The 17387-nt window shown below is 68.2% G+C and carries 16 protein-coding genes, 1 tRNA gene and 1 pseudogene; 8 read left to right on the top strand and 10 right to left on the bottom strand.

Annotated elements, in window-relative coordinates; translation table 11 throughout:
* Nucleotides 1-45: 45 nt before the first annotated feature.
* On the bottom strand, nucleotides 46-255 hold the full coding sequence (locus TTY48_RS06905) for a type II toxin-antitoxin system HicA family toxin (protein WP_220656792.1): 210 nt from the start codon (nucleotides 253-255) through the stop codon (nucleotides 46-48).
* A gap of 92 nt (nucleotides 256-347) precedes the next feature.
* Between TTY48_RS06905 and TTY48_RS06900 the strand changes: the two genes are divergently transcribed.
* On the top strand, nucleotides 348-1247 hold the full coding sequence (locus TTY48_RS06900; RefSeq protein WP_220656791.1) for a hypothetical protein: 900 nt from the start codon (nucleotides 348-350) through the stop codon (nucleotides 1245-1247).
* Nucleotides 1248-1751: 504 nt separating this feature from the next.
* Here TTY48_RS06900 and TTY48_RS06895 read toward each other — a convergent pair.
* Both TTY48_RS06895 and TTY48_RS06890 read right to left on the bottom strand, forming a co-directional pair.
* Nucleotides 1752-1825, bottom strand: a tRNA-Gly gene (locus TTY48_RS06895).
* Between the two features lie 73 nt (nucleotides 1826-1898).
* Nucleotides 1899-3272, bottom strand: coding sequence for an amino acid permease (locus TTY48_RS06890; RefSeq protein WP_220656790.1), 1374 nt, complete (start codon nucleotides 3270-3272; stop codon nucleotides 1899-1901).
* Nucleotides 3273-3383: 111 nt separating this feature from the next.
* Here TTY48_RS06890 and dcd point away from each other — a divergent pair, with 111 nt between their 5' ends.
* Nucleotides 3384-3953, top strand: coding sequence for a dCTP deaminase (gene dcd / locus TTY48_RS06885; protein WP_220656789.1), 570 nt, complete (start codon nucleotides 3384-3386; stop codon nucleotides 3951-3953).
* Here the strand turns inward: dcd and TTY48_RS06880 are convergent.
* From TTY48_RS06880 to TTY48_RS06870, 3 genes are read right to left on the bottom strand one after another with little or no spacing between them, the layout of a single operon-like run.
* Nucleotides 3896-5749 (bottom strand): YibE/F family protein, encoded by a 1854-nt coding sequence (locus TTY48_RS06880; protein ID WP_220656788.1) that lies wholly within the window; start codon nucleotides 5747-5749, stop codon nucleotides 3896-3898. The two genes, dcd and TTY48_RS06880, sit on opposite strands and share 58 nt — an antisense overlap.
* A gap of 10 nt (nucleotides 5750-5759) precedes the next feature.
* Nucleotides 5760-7016, bottom strand: a complete 1257-nt coding sequence (locus TTY48_RS06875; RefSeq protein ID WP_220656787.1) for a pyridoxal phosphate-dependent aminotransferase — start codon at nucleotides 7014-7016, stop codon at nucleotides 5760-5762.
* A gap of 3 nt (nucleotides 7017-7019) precedes the next feature.
* The gene (locus tag TTY48_RS06870) at nucleotides 7020-8033 is read right to left on the bottom strand and encodes an ABC transporter permease (protein ID WP_220656786.1); all 1014 of its coding nucleotides are present in this window, start codon (nucleotides 8031-8033) and stop codon (nucleotides 7020-7022) included.
* 109 nt (nucleotides 8034-8142) lie between these two features.
* On the opposite strand from TTY48_RS06870, the gene TTY48_RS06865 reads away from it, so the two are divergent.
* A complete protein-coding gene (locus tag TTY48_RS06865) occupies nucleotides 8143-8733 on the top strand; it encodes a TetR family transcriptional regulator (protein WP_220656785.1) in 591 nt (196 codons plus the stop codon).
* 3 nt (nucleotides 8734-8736) lie between these two features.
* Here the strand turns inward: TTY48_RS06865 and TTY48_RS06860 are convergent, their stop codons facing one another.
* Nucleotides 8737-9318 carry a hypothetical protein gene (locus TTY48_RS06860; RefSeq protein ID WP_220656784.1) on the bottom strand — a complete coding sequence of 194 codons (582 nt, stop codon included), beginning with the start codon at nucleotides 9316-9318 and terminating at the stop codon, nucleotides 8737-8739.
* Between the two features lie 45 nt (nucleotides 9319-9363).
* Nucleotides 9364-12831, bottom strand: coding sequence for a (Fe-S)-binding protein (locus TTY48_RS06855; protein WP_255585548.1), 3468 nt, complete (start codon nucleotides 12829-12831; stop codon nucleotides 9364-9366).
* Nucleotides 12832-12967: 136 nt separating this feature from the next.
* Between TTY48_RS06855 and TTY48_RS06850 the strand changes: the two genes are divergently transcribed.
* From TTY48_RS06850 to TTY48_RS06830, 5 genes are all read left to right on the top strand, one after another.
* Nucleotides 12968-13519 carry a vancomycin high temperature exclusion protein gene (locus tag TTY48_RS06850; RefSeq protein WP_220656783.1) on the top strand — a complete coding sequence of 184 codons (552 nt, stop codon included), beginning with the start codon at nucleotides 12968-12970 and terminating at the stop codon, nucleotides 13517-13519.
* Between the two features lie 22 nt (nucleotides 13520-13541).
* Nucleotides 13542-13901, top strand: a complete 360-nt coding sequence (locus TTY48_RS06845; protein ID WP_220656782.1) for a hypothetical protein — start codon at nucleotides 13542-13544, stop codon at nucleotides 13899-13901.
* Nucleotides 13902-14004: 103 nt separating this feature from the next.
* On the top strand, nucleotides 14005-14487 hold the full coding sequence (locus TTY48_RS06840; RefSeq protein WP_255585547.1) for an SRPBCC domain-containing protein: 483 nt from the start codon (nucleotides 14005-14007) through the stop codon (nucleotides 14485-14487).
* Nucleotides 14484-15005 carry a TetR/AcrR family transcriptional regulator gene (locus tag TTY48_RS06835; protein ID WP_255585546.1) on the top strand — a complete coding sequence of 174 codons (522 nt, stop codon included), beginning with the start codon at nucleotides 14484-14486 and terminating at the stop codon, nucleotides 15003-15005. Before TTY48_RS06840 ends, TTY48_RS06835 begins: the two co-directional genes overlap by 4 nt.
* A gap of 230 nt (nucleotides 15006-15235) precedes the next feature.
* Nucleotides 15236-15730 (top strand): FBP domain-containing protein, encoded by a 495-nt coding sequence (locus tag TTY48_RS06830; protein ID WP_220656781.1) that lies wholly within the window; start codon nucleotides 15236-15238, stop codon nucleotides 15728-15730.
* Here the strand turns inward: TTY48_RS06830 and TTY48_RS06825 are convergent, their stop codons facing one another.
* Nucleotides 15731-16963, bottom strand: coding sequence for an oxygenase MpaB family protein (locus tag TTY48_RS06825; protein WP_220656780.1), 1233 nt, complete (start codon nucleotides 16961-16963; stop codon nucleotides 15731-15733). It abuts the gene before it with no gap.
* Nucleotides 16964-17113: 150 nt separating this feature from the next.
* A pseudogene (locus TTY48_RS21255) lies at nucleotides 17114-17338 on the bottom strand (alkane 1-monooxygenase); the annotation flags it as partial.
* Nucleotides 17339-17387: the final 49 nt, after the last annotated feature.

Raw genomic sequence — 17387 nt, 5'->3', positions numbered from 1 at the left:
CGGGAAGCCGCAGGTCAGATACCCCGCATCTGAAGCGGAGTATGGCTACAGGACCAGTCCCGCGCGGCGCAGGCCCCCGCGCAGGTTCTGCACGGCTTGCCCGGCGCTGGTGGTGCCGGGCGCGATGACAATCTGCGCGGCGGGGTCGGGCGGGGTGAAGCGGATGTGCCCGCTGCTGGTGCGGGTGACTTGCCAGCCTTGGGCTTCGGCGAGCGAGATGAAAGCACGGAGTTGGTGCGCGTAATCGGATCCCATCCGCGCAGGGTGCGGCGGCGGTGGCGGAGAACGGGTGGGCGGCGCGGTGGGGGAGACGGAAGCCGGAGCGACGTCCGACGGACAATGAGATTGTGACTGATTCGATGAAGTGGAAGTTTCGGATTCCGTCGACGACATCATCGTTGGAGATGAACGTGCCGACGGAGATTCGCCGGTGGGCCGGGTTGTTGCGTGAGCTTGTTGCTGTGAATCTCGCGCGGGGTGACGATGTCGTGGTAGCAGAGGTGCTCAGTCCGACCGGCTGGTCGATGCGCACCACCGACGGTGACAGTGATGGTTTCCTTACCTGGCTCGATGAAACCGCGATCGTCGCCACCGACCGTCTCGGCGACAATCGCGGCCCCAATCAGCGCACTGCCACCTTCGATATCTTCATCGGCGGCACCGAAGCCGGACGGATCGACTTCCATATCCCCGAAATCTTGGGGGTAGCCACAGTATCGACCGCTTGGGGTGAGCTCGATTCGGCAGTGCTGGGATTGACTGCTGAGGAGGAAGTCAATCTGCATGCCCGGGTTTTCGGCTACGCCCTCCAGGAATGGCACACCGACAGAGAGTACATCGAGCTCTACACTCTCCACCAAGCAGCTGTGCAAGAAGAGGATCAGGCCTACCGCACCTGGAACAGACTGAAGATAGCGGTTGCGATGGCGCAGGCGGCTTTGTTGTCACCGACGCTGACAATCCCCGGACCGCCGCTGTTTACTGTGGGGCGGTGGCTGTATGTACCGTGCACCGACGAACAGCTCGCGACCCTCGCCGACATCCCCGAGGTGACCGCCACCCGCACCGGCAGCCCCGACCCGAACTACGCGATCATCTCCGTCACCGACACCGCACCCACCGACACCTACTACGCCGTCATCCACACCCTCGGCTACTCCACCCTCCCCGATATTGAAGCCGAACTCACCCGCATCAAATCACTAGAAGCCGAGGAGATACTGACCGCCAGGTTAGATGAGCAGTGAAAAGTACTCAGAGAAATCTTCAGCTGACCTGATCTCGATCACTGCTCTACAGCGTGGTACTCATGCCCAGCGGGCACGCACTATTCTTACGGCAACCGCCTCTCTGGCGGTAAGCCTTGCTGGCCTGACTACGACTATTCCCTCCAAGAGGTAAGCTATCAGGGGTCGCGAACTGCAGAAGCACCGATTGCGGTATGTAGCAGTGGGTCGTCCGAGTGCAATCTCGAAGACACAGTCACGCTGACCACGACGCGAACCTGGGAACAGACGAACGAGATTGGTGCCGAAGTTGGTTTTCCGAAGGAAGCGATAAACGCCTCTGTCTCCGCGGAGGCGACAGCCAGCACAGGCCAGTAAGTCGCGAACGAAATCCAAGCGAAGACGGCAACAGCGTTCGATGTTAAGAAAATCCCCGCAGGCAAGACGGCGTACAGTTACTCCCAGTACAACTTGTACAAGGTACTCGTACTGGGTTTGCAGACCCGCATTCGTGCAGGTCATTCGTGGAGCCGATGACGGGAATCGAACCCGCGCTACCTGCTTGGGAAGCAGGAGTTCTGCCATTGAACTACATCGGCGGCGACGGCATCGCGCTGCGATGTCGTACGTACGGGCCAGACTAGCACGCGCACCGTCGGGCGCGGGGCGTGCCTAACGCTCCGAACCGGACCGCAGCGCGGCCTTCGGTGCCACCCACACGGCGTACGCCGCGGCGAGGAAAGCGAGCCACACGAACCCCACGATCAGCGCGATCCGGGTGTCCGACTGGAAGGCCATGAGCACCGTCACGAACAGCAGGAAACCGATCGCGACCAGCTGGCCGTAGGGCCACAGCGGCACCGGGAACTTCAGCGCCGCCTGCTCATCGGCGGGCATGCCCGTGCGCTGGCGGTACTGGGAGAACAGGATCATCAGCCACACGAAGACCGTGGCGAAGGTGGCGATCGAGGCGATCACCACGAAGACGTTCTCGGGGATCGCGGCGTTGAGCACCACACCCACCAGCAGCGCCGCGGCCATGATCACCACCGTCATCCACGGCACGCCGTTGCGGGAGATCTTCTGCATGATCTTCGGCGCCTGGCCGCGCTGGGCCATGCCGAACATCATCCGGCCGGCGCCGTAGATATCGCTGTTGATGGCCGAGATCGCGGCGGTGATCACCACGACGTTGAGCACGTGTGCAGCGGGCTCCACGCCGAGCGCCTGGAAGATCTGCACGAACGGGCTCGATTCGCTGCTGATCTGATTCCACGGGATCACCGCCATGATCACGGCCAGCGCCAGCACGTAGAACAGGCCGATCCGCACCGGCACCGTGTTGATCGCCTTCGGGATCGTGCGCTCGGGATCCTCGGCCTCGGCCGCGGTGAGCCCGATGATCTCCGACCCGCCGAAGGCGAACACCACCAGCACGAAACAGGACAGGAAGCCCAGGAATCCGGTGGCGAAGAAGCCACCGCCCGCCCACAGATTGCTCACGCCCTGGCTGGTGTCGTGCATGCCGAAACCGAAGATCAGCACTGCGATGCCGCCCGCGATCATGGCCACGATCGCGGTGATCTTCACCATCGTCAGCCAGAACTCGACCTCGCCGAAGACCTTGACCCGCATCATGTTCAGCGCGCCGATGAACAGAATCACGGCCAGCACCCAGATCCACTTCGGGACGTGCGGGAACCACAGCCCCATGTAGGTGCCGAAGGCGGTCACATCGGCGATGCACACGAAGACCATCTCGAAGACGTACATCCAGCCCGTCATGAATCCGGCCCGCGGTCCCAGGCTCGACGAGGCGTAGTCGCCGAACGAGCCCTGCGGGTTGCGCACCGCCATCTCGCCGAGCGCGCGTAGCACCAGGTAGATCACCAGGCCGCCGATCACGTACGCCAGCAGCACGGAAGGTCCGGCCGCCTGGATCGCCTTCGCCGAACCGTAGAACAGGCCGGTGCCGATGGCGGAGCCCAGCGCGATGAATCGGATGTGCCGGGCGGTCAGTCCGCGACGGAGGGGTGCGTCAGTCACGAATCAGCAGTATCCACCACGGTTCGCCAGTTCGAGAAACTCCGCACCGGCCCGAAGCGCCAGGTCGGGCCGCGCGCCCCGTCGCGCACGGCTCTGCCCTAGGCTGAACCCGTGCTGCTCTCCGACCGTGACATCCGTGCCCAGCTGGACTCCGGCCGCCTCGGCATCGAGCCCTTCGACCCGCAGCTGGTGCAACCGTCCAGCGTGGACGTGCGCCTGGACGGGCTGTTCCGGGTGTTCAACAACACCCGCTACACCCACATCGACCCCGCGAAGCGGCAGGACGAGCTCACCAGCCTCGTCGAACCCGATCCGGGCGAGCCCTTCGTGCTGCACCCCGGCGAGTTCGTGCTCGGCTCCACCCTCGAGGTGTGCAGCCTGCCCGACGATCTGGCCGGCCGCCTGGAGGGCAAGTCCTCCCTCGGCCGCCTCGGCCTGCTCACGCATTCGACCGCGGGCTTCATCGACCCCGGCTTCTCCGGCCACATCACGCTGGAACTGTCCAACGTCGCGAACCTGCCGATCACGCTGTGGCCGGGCATGAAGATCGGCCAGCTGTGCCTGTTCCGGCTGTCGAGCCCCGCCGAGAACCCCTACGGCAGCGCGGCGACGGGCTCGAAGTATCAGGGCCAGCGCGGCCCCACCCCGTCGAAGGCGTACCTGAACTTCCCGCAGGACTGACGGTCAGTCCGGGGCCGCATGCCGGCCGCGCCGGCGCGGCTCGGGCTCGGACGGCGGCTGCGTGGGCGGGACCGGCGGCGCGGCCGGGGGACGCGGCTGCGGGCGCGGGGGGCGCGGGAATCGGCTCCGACGGTCGCTGCGGCGCGGGCCGGACGGGGGCGCTGCACCGGCATCCGGCCGGTCACCGGCTTCTCCGCCGCTGCCGACGGTGCCTCACGAACCGGAGGGCGCGGCGCGGGCGGGGCGGACACGGACGGGGCGGACACGGACGGGGCCGGCGGTTGCGATGGTGCCTCCGGACGCGTCGCGGTCGCGACGGCGCCGGACTCGCGCTCCGCAACCGCCGAGGACTGCACCGACGACTCCGCTGCCGCCGCGCGCCGCTGCCGGACCTTGATCTCGGACGGATCGGCCTCGGGATGGATGTGCGTGTACCGCTCCGCCGCCTCGGGACTGACCGCCGCCCGCGTGGGCTTCGCCAGCAGCGTCGCGATCGCGGTGGTCAGCGGCACCGACAGCGCCAGCCCGATACCGCCGACGAAGGACCGCACCAGTTCCACCGACACCGAGTCCGAGGTGAGCACCTGCCCCAGCGGGCGGCCGGCGATCGAGAATAGCAACAGCAGCGGCAGTGCCGAGCCGACGTACGCGAAGACCAGCGTGTACACCGTGGAGGCGATGTGATCGCGGCCCACCCGCATGGACGACAGGAAGGTGCGGCGCCGCGACGCCTTCGGCGACAGCTTGGCCAGCTCGAAGGTGGCTGATGACTGCGTGATCGTCACATCGTTGAGCACACCGAGCGCGCCGATCACGAAGCCGGCGAGCAGCACACCCGAGATCGACAGCTGCGAGGCGTGCGCCTGAAGGTTGGTGGCATCGTCGCTGCTCAGGCCCGTGACGCGGGTGGTCACCGTGGCCGCCCAGGCCAGCGCCGCACACACCGCGAGCGCGCACAGCGTTCCCAACAGTGCCGCGGATGTGCGCAACGAGACACCGTGCGCCAAGTACAGGACCAGGTAGAGGATCACCGACGAGGCCACCAGCGCCACCCACACCGCCGAGTGACCGTCGAGGATCGAGGGCAGCGCGAACAGCACGATCACCACGCCGGACAGTGCGAGCCCCACCAGGGCCCGGAAGCCGCGCCAGTGTGCCACCGCCACGATCACGACGGCGAAGATCAGTCCCCACACCCACAGCGAGACACCGCGCGAGTAGTCGTAGAAGGAGTAGTTCGCCGGAGCCCCCGCCATCCCGCCGCCGTTCTGGGCGATCATGATCTTCGTTCCGGGCGTGAGATCGGGCTGGCCGGTGCCCGGGGTCGCGGGACGCGAGGTGTCGATGCCGCCGTTGCCCGACGGGGTGCCCTGGCCGGGCAGCGCGCTGGTGCTCACCCGCATCGTCCCGATCGAGAACTGCGTCCACTTATCGGTATCGGGGCCGCTCGAGATCTTCACCGAGCTGTTCAGGCAGCCGCCGTTGGGATTGGACACCGGATGCGGTTCGACATCGCTCACCTGGCCGTTGCCGCGGGGTGTGAAATCGCAGTCGCCCAGGACCTGCTCGCCGACGGTGCCCTTGTACAGCGTGGGCGATTCCGGGGCGTTCGGCACGCTCACCCGCAGCTGCGACGGCCACAGCACGATCACGCCGATCGCCACCGCCACACCGATCACCGCGAGCAGCCCGACGACCACGCGGGACGCCCACTTGCCGAGCGAGATACTGCTCAGCGAGTGGGTGTGGACGCCTCCGGCGTGGTCGTGGTCGGCGTGCTCATCGGTGTCGGTCACGCCCGCAACCCTACTTCTGCTTATACGAGCTCAGGAAGTTGCCGAATCGGTCGAGCGCCTCGGACAGGTCGCGGGCCCACGGGAGGGTGACCACCCGCAGGTGGTCCGGTGTGGGCCAGTTGAAGCCCGTGCCCTGGACCAGCAGGATCTTCTCCTGCGTGAGCAGATCGAGGGCCAACTGCTCGTCGTCGCGGATCTCGTGGACGTTCGGATCGAGCCGGGGGAACGCGTACAGCGCGCCCATCGGCTTGACGCAACTCACACCATCGATGGCGTTGAGCTTCTCGTGGGCCACATCGCGCTGCTCCAGCAGCCGGCCGCCGGGCAGGATCAGATCGTTGATCGACTGGTAGCCTCCGAGCGCCACCTGGATGGCGTGCTGCGCGGGCACGTTGGGGCACAGGCGCGTCGAGGACAGCAGTGTGAGGCCCTCGATGAATCCGGCGGCGTGCTCCTTGGGACCGGTGAGCACGGCCCAGCCGGCGCGGTAGCCGCACACCCGGTACGCCTTGGACAGGCCGTTGAAGGTCATCACCAGCAGATCGGGCGCGAGCTCGGCGATCGAGATGTGCTCGGCGTCGTCGTAGAGGATCCGGTCGTAGATCTCGTCGGCGAGCACCAGCAGCGAGTGCTTGCGCGCCACCTCGACGATCTGCTGCAGCGTCTCCCGCGAGTACACCGCGCCGGTGGGGTTGTTCGGGTTGATCACCACGATCGCCTTGGTGCGCGGCGTGATCTTCGCCTCGATGTCCTCGACCGACGGGTTCCAGCCGTTGTCCTCGTCGCACAGGTAGTGCACGGGCTTGCCGCCCGAGAGGCTCGTCATCGCGGTCCACAGCGGATAGTCCGGCGCGGGGATGAGCACCTCGTCGCCGTTGTCGAGCAGGGCCTGCATCGTCATGGTGATCAGCTCGGAGACGCCGTTACCGAGGTACACGTCGCCGATGTCGAAGTACGGGAAGTCGGGCACCTCCTCGTACCGGGTCACCACGGCCCGCCGGGCCGAGGCGATGCCCTGCGACTCGCTGTAGCCCTGGGAGGTGGGCAGGGCGTGGATCATGTCTCGGACGATGGAGTCCGGAGCCTCGAAACCGAAGGTGGCGGGGTTGCCGATGTTCAGCTTGAGGATGCGGTGCCCCTGCGCCTCCAGCCGTGCCGCCTGTGCCACCACGGGGCCCCGGATCTCGTACAGCACGTTCTGCAGCTTCGCGGACTGCTCGAGCGGCTTGAGTTCGGTGCGGATGTGGGGCACATGCGGTCGGCTCATGGGCTATATCGTCGCAGGCTGCGGCAAATCCTTTTCGTCGGGTTGGCTGCTCGACGGTGCCGCCGCGGTCGCGGCGCGGTGCTTGGCCGCACCGATCACCAGCAGACAGTAGCCCACCACGATCCAGGCGCCGAGCACTGCGAACGCGGCTCCCGCTCCGGCGCCGATCACGGCGTCCGGTGCGAAGAAGGCCGCGCCGCGCAGGGCGGTGCCGGTGGCGCCGATCGGCAGGCTCTGGCCGAGCACGCCCCACACGTGGGGCAGGAACTCCGGGGGTGCCGCGATCCCGGCGAGCGGCATGCCGATCAGCATGAAAAGCAAAGCCGCGGGGGCGATTCCGCGCGGGCCAGCCAATTGCACCAGGCCCGCCACCGTGGCCCCGATCGCCAGCATCCCGGCGCTCATGGCCAGCCACTGCGCCCCGAAACCGCCGGGCAGCACGCCGATCCACATCGCGGCGCCCACGGCCGCGGCGCCCACCACCGCGGCACCGATCGGCAGGGCCGCGGCCACCACCGTGGGGTGGCCGCCGATCATCACGGTGGCCAGGGCCAGCACCATGCCGCTGAGGAACACCGGCATCACCATCGAGCCGAAGCCGGCTCCGCGCGGATCGTCGGCCGACGGGGGCGCCACATCGGTCACCGCGACGGTGCGGCCCTGCGCGGCGGCGTTCGCGAGCTGGGTGATGATGGGCGCGACCACGGGGGAGGCGCCGGTGGCGGTGATCGCCCGGGGCTGGGCGCCGAGGACGACGCCGCCGTACACCTCGCGGTTCTGCGTGGCCGTGATCAGGTCGTCGGCGGTGGCGTAGGTCTTCACCTCGAAGCCGCCCGGCTGCTGGGCGTCGAGGCGTTCGGACACCTGGGTGACGGCGGCGGACGGTCCGACGACGCCGATCGGCAGGTCGTGCGGCTTGCCCTTCGCAGCGGGTGCGGTGAACAGCAGCACGATCAGGGGGATCGCGATCGCCAGTCCGGCGAAGACCGCGGCGAGCTTCGCGTGGTTCTTGCTCATGATGGGGCTCCCAAGTATTTCAACGTCTGTTGAACCCGAGGGTACGACCGACTCGCCAGATAAGTCAACAGGTGTTGAAATAGTGCGGTGCGACGGTAGGCTCGCGGTCATGACGACGGGCAGGCGCGCAGGTGTGAGCACCGCGAAGGCGGACATCCTGGAGGCGGCGCGCGAGCTGTTCGCCGAGGTCGGCTACGACCGCGCCACCATCCGCGCCATCGCCACCCGCGCCGGGGTCGACGTTGCCCTCGTCTCCTACTACTACGGCAACAAGAAGGGCCTGTTCCGGGCCGTGATGAGCATGCCCGTCGATCCGGAACAGATCTTCACCGCCGCGCTCGACGGTCCGCGGGACGGCATGGGCGAGCGCCTCCTACGTGCGGCGCTGGGCGTGTGGGAGGGCCCGGAGACCGGTGCGAGCTTCCTCGCCGTCCTGCGCGCGGCGGTCGACGTGGATGACAAGGCCGCCAACACCTTCGGTGAATTCATCGCCTCGGTGATGCTCCCGATTCTCACCCAGCACGCGGGGGTGAGCATCGAGACGGGGCGGGTGGTGGCCAGCACCATGTTCGGGCTGGCGTTCATGCGCTATCTGGTGCGGTCGCCGATCTTCACGGCGCCGTCGACCGAGGAGATCATCGCCACCTACGGGCCGGCCATCCAGCGCCTCGTCGACGCCGACGGCGCACCGTCGAACTGATCGCTAGGCCGAGTCGGCGTCGTCGTCGCCCAGATTGTGGAAGGCGCGGCCCAGCTCCTCGGAGACGTCGATGATGCGCGCCTTCTTCACCTCGGGCTTGTCGATCTCCTCGGCCACGTACTGCGCGATGAATCGTCGGATCTCGGAGTCCACGCTGGCCACCACGCGCACGATCGAGCCTCGGATGGAGTGCGATTCCACATCGACCCACACGTCCTTGGGCTTGGGCGGGTCCACCTCGATGCGCAGCTCCAGCGGCGCCGCGGCGCGGACGGTGAGCGGCAGCGTGATGAGGCCGGCCACGTCGTAGCGGATGCGGTCGACCTTGAGGTCGATCAGCAGGCCGATCCGCAGCGGGATCTTCACCGTGAAGGTGATGAGCTCGCCGACGTGGCGCGTGAGCTGGGGCTCGTCGATCTCGACCTTCGCCCACACCTTCGCGACCCCACCGGGGCCCGACGGGATCGGGCCCACGGTGAAGTCGCCACCGGCGATGTCGGCGAACGCGGAGCCCACACGCTCCTCGTTCACGGCGATCTCGAAGAATCGCCGGCCGAACTCCTCGTAGCTCACGTACTCAGGCACGCGTACATCCTGCCGTACGACCGATAGCGAATCGGGGACGTTCGATCACTTCCGCCCGCCGGGGCGCTTGGCGCCCGCAGCGATGCCGAAGCCCTTCGCCTTCGATTCACCCTCGGTGGCCAGGCTCCGGTCGTCGCTCGACGGTGCCTTCGGCGCCGCGACGGGAGCCTCGGGGGCCGCCTCGGATTCCGGTGCCGCAGGAGCCTCGGGCGCCTCGGCCGCTGCCGGAGCGTCCGACGCTGCCAGAGCGTCGGCCGGGGCGGGCTTGTGCTCGATGTGCTCGCGCACCTCGGCCCGCGCCTCCGCGGCCTTCTCCTTGATCTCGCTGCCCAGCTTCTTCAGCCCGGGACGCTTGGCGCCCGCGGCGATGCCGAAGCCGGCGGCCTTGGACTCGCCGGCGGTGGTCACCGTCCGGTCCTCAGCGGGTGCCGCGTCGGTCGCCGGAGCGGCCGCAGCAGCGGGAGCCTCGGCGGGTGCCTCGGCCGGGGCCGGAGCCTCCGCCGCGGGAGCCTCGGCGGCCGGGGCGGCCGGGGCGGCTGCGGGCTTGGGCGCGCCGGGCTTCTTCGGTCCGGGACGCTTGGCGCCCGCGGCGATGCCGAAGCCGGCGGCCTTGGACTCGCCCGCCGTGTTCAGCGTCCGGTCCTCAGCGGGTGCGGCGGGCGCTGCGGTCTCGGCAGCGGGTGCCTCCGCCGGTGCGGTCGCCTCCGCCGGAGCCGCGGGTGCGGCCGTCGGAGGCTTGGGGACACCGGGCTTCTTCGCACCCGGACGCTTGGCACCACCGGCGAGTCCCAGGCCCACGGCCGGCTTGGCCGGAGCCGCAGGCGCGGACTCAGCCGCGGGCGCTGCCGGAGCCTCGGCCGCGGGGGCCTCGGAGGCCGGGGCGGTGGGCTTGGCGCCACCGGGCTTGGGTGCGCCGGGACGCTTCGCGCCACCGGCGAGACCCAGTCCCACGGCGGGCTTGGCCGGAGCCGCAGGCGCGGACTCAGCCGCGGGCGCTGCCGGAGCCTCGGCTGCGGGCTTGGCGCCGCCCGGCTTGGGTGCGCCACCGGGCTTCGGAGCACCGGGGCGCTTACCGCCACCGGCCAGTCCGAGGCCCACGGTGGGCTTCGCGTCCTTCTTCTCGGCCGGAGCCGTGGCGGTGGCCGTCGCGGCGGCCGGAGCGGCCTCGACCTCGGCCGGAGCTTCGGTGGCGACCTCGGCGGGCGCACCGTCGGTCTTCCGGTTCGGGTTGCCGAGGACGATGCCCTCGGGCAGGCCGCGCTTGACCGATTCGAGCAGCATCTGCGCCACGTCCACCACCTCGGGCGCCGGAGCGTCCGAATCGGCGGTCTGTGCGGTCACGCCGTCGGACAGCATCACGCGGCAGAACGGGCAGCCGGTGGCGATCTTCTTGGGCGTGGCCTCGGGCGTCGAGGACAGCGTGTTGAGGGCCTCGTCGACGCGGTCGATGTTGATCCGCTTGCCGAGCTGCTCCTCCATCCACATGCGCGCGCCACCGGCGCCACAGCACATGGACCGCTCGAGGTGCCGCGGCATCTCCTTGAGGGTGGCGCCGGATGCGCCGATCAGCTCACGCGGGGCCTCGTAGACCTGGTTGTGACGGCCCAGGTAGCAGGGGTCGTGGTAGGTCACGTCCTCGCTCGGGGGCGCCACGGGCACCAGGCGCTTCTCGCGCACCAGCTTGTTCAGCAGCTGGGTGTGGTGGACCACCTCGTAGTCGCCACCCACCTGCGGGTACTCGTTGCCCAGGGCGTTGAAGCAGTGGGCGCAGGTGACCACGATCTTGCGCTGCGCGGCCGGCACACCGTCGAACACCTCGTTGAGTTGCTCGATGTTCTGCTGCGCCAGCATCTGGAACAGGAACTCGTTGCCCGCGCGGCGCGCGGAGTCGCCGGTGCAGGTCTCGCCCTGGCCGAGCACGAGGAAGTTCACGGCGGCCACGTCGAGCAGCTCGGCGACGGCCTTGGTGGTCTTCTTGGCGCGGTCCTCGTAGGCGCCGGCGCAGCCGACCCAGAACAGGTACTCGTAGCCGTCGAAGGAATCGGTGTGCTCACCGAAGACGGGGATCTCGATGTCCATCTCGTCGATCCACGCGGTGCGCTGGCTGGAGTTCTGGCCCCAGGGGTTGCCCTTGTTCTCGAGGTTCTTGAACAGGCCCGCCAGCTCGTGCGGGAACTCCGACTCGATGAGCACCTGGTAGCGGCGCATGTCCACGATGTGGTCCACGTGCTCGATGTCCACCGGGCACTGCTCGACGCAGGCGCCACAGGTGGTGCAGCTCCACAGGACCTCGGGGTCGATGACGCCGCCGAGGTCGTCGCCCTCGCCGGCCGGACCGACCAGCGGGCGGGCGGCCTCGGCGCGGGCCTCGGCGGGGATCTTCTCCAGCTTGTCGGTCTGGACCTCGCCGTCCTTGCCGACCAGGCCCACCTCGTCGCCGCCCATATCGGTGCTGCCACCGGCCAGCAGGTACGGCGCCTTGGCGTAGCCGTGGTCGCGCAGGCCCATGATCAGCAGCTTCGGGCTCAGCGGCTTGCCGGTGTTCCAGGCGGGGCACTGGCTCTGGCAGCGGCCGCACTCGGTGCAGGTGGTGAAGTCGAGCCAGCCCTTCCAGGAGAAGTCCTCGATCCGGCCCGCGCCGAAGGCGTCGTTATCGGGATCGGCGGTCTCCATCTCCAGGACCTTGCCGCCCGACATCATCGGCTTCGCGGCGCCGAGCGCGCGGCGGCTGCCCAGCTCGCGCTTGAAGTAGATGTTGAAGAAGGCCGAGAAGCGGTGCCACGCGACGCCCCAGGTGAGGTTGCTGCCCACGAGGAGCAGGAACATCACGCCGGACATCAGCTTGGCGAAGGCGAACACCGTGATCAGGTTCGGGCTCGCGGGCAGCAGCGTGGCCACGTGCCGGGTGAAGAAATCGGTGACCGGGTCGGCGTCGCCGTAGGTGGCGATCTTGCTCGACTTCACCAGGATCATGCCGAGGCCCTCGACGAAGACGATGGCCTCGATCGTGTACGCGGGCAGGAACTTGCTGCCGGCGAAGCGGGAGAACAGCTCGGGGTTACGCGGGTGCTTGACCTGCCGGACGATGATCAGCACCAGGATGCCGACCACGGTGCCGATGCCGAGCAGCTCGTCCATCAACCGGTAGATCGGCCACGAGCCGATGACGGGCCAGTGGAAGGCGGGGTCGAAGGTCTGCGGCAGCGCCTCGAACCAGAGGATGGCACCGGCGAGGAAGCCGATCATCACCATCCAGTGGGCGATGCCCACGGTGCGGTTCTTGATCATCTTGGTGTGGGCGAGGAACTCGACCACGACCTCGGCGGCGCGCGGGATGAACGGCGTCCAGCGATCGGGCGCGGGCTGCCCCTTGGCGATGATCCGCACCATGCGGAGCGCCCCGCGGAAGAAGATCGCCCAGCCGAGCGCGAAGGCGATCGCGCCGATCGTGCCCAGCGTGAGGGTGAGCGCGTTGGATTCAGCCGTTGCGGCGGCCAAAATGTCGGTGTCCACTGTCGTGCACCTTTCTGTCCTGCAGGTACTCGTCAGTACCGCCGGACCGAGCCAGCATCTGACTCAACGGTAGATTGCGGATAAACCGGCCCCTGCGTGAAGGTTCACCTAACTCGACCCTCGGTAGGGTGGGGATATGGCATACGTCACCCGGCTCCGTGACGCGGTGGCCGGGCTGACGGGCTCGGGCCCGCTCTTCTCGCCCGACGATGCGCCGCCCGCGCCGGTCGCCATCGCCTTCGGCGCCTCCGTCCTCGGCGGCCGCCCCGGCTCGTTCGTCGAGGGCCGCCTGGAGGCCGCTCTGCGGCTGTACCAGAGGGGTGCGGTGCAGCGAATCCTGGTCTCGGGGAATGCGAACGGAACCTCGGGCGACGAGATCGAGGTCATGACGGGGTGGTTGCGTGCCCGTGGCGTGCCCGACGATGCGCTGCTCACCGATGGTGAGGGGCTCGACACCTATCTCGCCTGCCGGCGTGCCCGCGATCTGTTCGGGGTGCATCGGGTGCTGCTCGTCTCGCAGTTCTTCCACGCCCGGCGGGCCGCCGCGCTCGCGCGTCACCTCGGTCTCGATGCCGATGCGGTGCGGGCCGAGTGCGGGTGCACCCGCCGCGCCTGGGTGCGCAACTTGTCGCGCGAGTACTTCCTGTCCCGCCCGAAAGCCGCCTTGGACATCACTCGAAACCGCTGATTCATTTCGATAAAGTCGTGTCGTGGCGGATGGTGGCGGGACGACGTGGCGCGGAACTGTGATCGAGTTCGGTCGCGCACTGATCGTGCTGGCAATCATTCTCGCCGGCGGTGCACTCGGTTACGGCTCGTGGGCGCTGTTGTTCGTCAAGGCCGATGAGACGTGCGGCATGGGAGTGGATGCGGGCGGTCGCTTCGCCCTCGGGCTCCTCGGCCTCGTCTGGATGGGCGTGTGCCTGATCGTGTCCGGTGTCGCGGCCGTCCTGCTCGTCTACGGATCGAAGCGGGCGCGGGTGATCGGCGTCGTCGTGGTGGTGGCCCTGCTTCTGGGTACCGGCCTGTTGCAGTGGCTCAACGTCGAGACCTTCGAATCCTCCTGCTGATCGCAATCGATGTGGCGACGAAGACGCTCGGCCTTGCGCGGCTAACAATGTTCGCCTACCGTGATGCTAACAACGTTAGCCGGAGGTCGCCGTGAAATGGACAGTGGGAATCGCAGCAACGATCGCGCTGATCGGCGCGTTGATGTACCGCGAGAAGGTGGACGAACGGTCGATCGAGATCGCGGCGCCGCCGGAGACGGTCTGGCGGGTACTGATGGACTTCGATGCGTATCCCGACTGGAACCCCATGGTCCGAAGGATCGACGGAACACCGGCGGTGGGGAACCGGCTGAACGAGGTGCAGGTGGTGAACAACGGCAGCGCGATGAGCTTCTCGCCGACGGTGCTCGCCGCTGAGCCGGCTCGCGAGTTCCGCTGGGTGGGGCGGGTGCTGATCCCCGGACTGATGGACGGCGAGCACTACTTCCGACTGGAGGCCACCGCGACGGGCACCTGGCTCACGCAGGGGGAGCGGTTCCGCGGTGTGCTGGTCCCGGTGGCCGGCGCCGCGATCGATGTCGGCGATGCATTCGCCGAGTCCAACGCTGCGCTCCGCGACCGGGTGCTGGTTACGATCGGCCGGTGACCCCCGACGACCTCGATCCGCTGCGTGCGCTCGGCCCACGCGCGCGGCAGATCGTGGCAGCGGCGCGGGGGCTATTGGAACGCGAGGGCTGGGACGCTGTCACGATGCGGGCACTCGCCGACGAGGTCGGGATCCGCGCACCGTCGCTGTACAAGCACTTCGCCAGCAAGGACGCCGTCAAGACGGCGCTGGTCGCGGTCGCACTCGCGGAATCCGGTGCTGCGCTACGCCCCACGACGGATGTCGCCGAGCTCTTGCGGCGTTATCGGGCGGTCGCTCGCGCCAATCCGAACCTCTATCGCCTGGCCACGGTGGGACCGCTCGACCGAAGGTCGCTCCCGGACGGCCTTGAGGAATGGTCCGGTGCACCCTTCTTCGAGGTGACCGGTGACGCGCACGCGGCTCAGGCGCTGTGGGCGTCGGCGCACGGCATGGCGATCCTGGAGATCGATGGCCGCTTTCCCACGGGGGCCGCTCCGGATGAGACCTGGCACCGGCTGGCGGCGCGGTTCGCGTAGAAGGTCGACGCCGTTGTGGGCTCTCGTGGACGCCGCCCGCGAAATCATGTCGAAGTTCGAAGGGCGTCGCGGGTAGAGTGGCCGGCGTGAACCGAGGAGGAGTGTCCGGCGCTGTGCGCCACGGCAGATGACCACGCCCCGCAGCCGATCCGCTGGACCGGCTGTGCCGCTCTGCCCACACACTCTTCACCCCGATCGTCGTGATCCGGGGTTCCAGAAAAGGTTCAACCATGCACGCACTCACTCAGCAGCAGATCCTCGATTCCTTCCGTGGCGCCACCAAGAGCGAGGTCAAGCGCGTCACCTTCCCGCAGGACTTCGACGACATCCGCTTCGACCGGCTCGAGTTCCTGGGGTGGAACGACAGGAAGATGCCGCGCCGCGCCTACGTCTCGGTTCCCATGCCGGAGGGCCAGGTGACGCTCCTGTTCACCCGCGCCGAGGGTAAGCCCAAGGCGAAGGTGATGTGCACCTGGTGCCGCGACGTCAACATCACCAGCCAGGCGGTCCTGTTCACCGTCCGGCGGGGCGGGCCGGCCGGCCGCAAGGGAGACACGATCGGCGTCATGGTGTGCGAGGACTTCAGCTGCGCCGCGAATGCCCGGAAGCTTCCGCCGGCCTTCCACAAGGGCACCGATCTCGACCTGATCCGTGAGGAGAACCTCGCCGAATTGCGCCGCCGCGTCACCGGTTTCGTCGCCGAGGTGCTCAGTACCGAGGACTGATCAGCGGTAGTTCGGATTGTTCGTGGTCGGGATGGTGATGTTCACCGGACGGAACTCGCCCAGGTAGGCGAGCTCCAGCGACTTCGCCAGCTCGTCCATCTGGTGATAGAGCTCCGGCGGCAACGCGTTCCGCTCCAAGGCTCCCTCGCGGATCCCCACGTAGAGCGGCCACGTCGCGGCCAGCAGGCCCTCCCAGAAGGGTTGCCGCGGCAGCTCCATCCAGTCGGTGAGCTTGTCGCCCAGGGAGTATCGAGTGAAGGCCTCGAGGACCGGGCGGGACAGGACGCGTCCGTCGATGTCGCGACCCAGGTCCACGAGCATGTTCGCGAGCTTCACGCCCTCGCGGGTCGGGCCCATGATCGGGTCGAGGTTCTGCTGCGCCAGGGCCTCGGCCTGATCCCAGGTCGCGGGGATGTAGGCGTCGCCGATGCCGAGCATGTGGCCGTGCAGCTGCCACGAGTGCAGCAGCCCGGACCGCTCGTCCTCCGGCAGGCGGATTCCCCAGTTCGACATCACCCGCATGCCCATGGTGGCCAGGCTGTGCCAGGTGACCATCATGTCGGCCTGGGAGATCGGCTTGGTCTCGGTGGCGACGCGGCGCCAATGCGGGGATTGCGGCAGCAGATGGCGCACCGCGCCGTGCGTCATGCGGGTCTTGACCGCGGTCACGATCATCCTCCCGTTGGGCCCGTAGGCACCCACGGCGATCGAGTCGTAGACCAGCTTGTAGGTCTTGGCGATCCGCACCTTCATGTTCGAGCCGCCCTTGGACCAATACACGGCGCGTGATTCCCGCGGGATCACCGACATCATCAGCCCGCCCGAGAAGCCGATGATCGTGGACAGATAGAAGCTGCGCTTCTGATAGAAACTGTCGGCCCCGCGCATCCGGTCGGGATCGAGCCAGTCGGGCAGTTTCCTTGCATGCTCGATGAATTCACGAACATCGGCGGGGAGCCCGGCGGGTATCGGCTGGCCGTTGGTGGTCCACTCGGCCAGGACGCGGTTGACCCGCTCGGCGTCTCCGCGTTCGAGCACGGCCGCCATCAGGGGATCGCCTTCGGCGTCCCAGAGGTGCCTCGGATCCGGTCCGATGCCACTGCCCAGCGCCGCCGACGACGGCGCCGTGTCCGGCGCAGCGAGCGCCGGCCCGGCACCCAGTGCGGCGGCGGCACCGGCGGTCCCGACGATGCCGACCGCCTTGATCACGTCACGTCGTTTGAGTTCGTTCACGCCCGTCCCGCCTCCCGAATCGATCCGCGTGGATTCGCTGACGCGTCAGCGGTGCGAAAACGATGCCCCGGACATTAGAGAGGGTTGGCCGACTGATGCAACTTCAAATGCTAAGGCTAGCTTAGGGAACTGCCCACAAGGCTGTGGACCATATCCGCCGGGAAGTTCGGGTGCATGCTCGTCGATGCGCAGGAGTTGATACCGCCGGCCGGGGTGGGTGTGGTGATCGCTGTGGCGTTGGAGGTGGAACGTCGCCAGGCCCGTGACCGGCAGCGTGCTGTTCCAGCTGTGCTGCGGCCCGGAGCGCCCGTAGCGGCCGTCGGGGCGGCGCTCCCGGAGGAGGCTGTAGTGCTCGATGTGGTTCACGGACTCGAGGGCGATCACGGTATGAATATCGACTCCGCGGATGCCGGCGAGCGGCGGG

This window comes from Tsukamurella sp. TY48 (assembly GCF_019656655.1).
Taxonomy (GTDB): Bacteria; Actinomycetota; Actinomycetes; order Mycobacteriales; family Mycobacteriaceae; genus Tsukamurella; species Tsukamurella strandjordii.
This window is presented reverse-complemented; position numbering and strand designations above follow the sequence as displayed.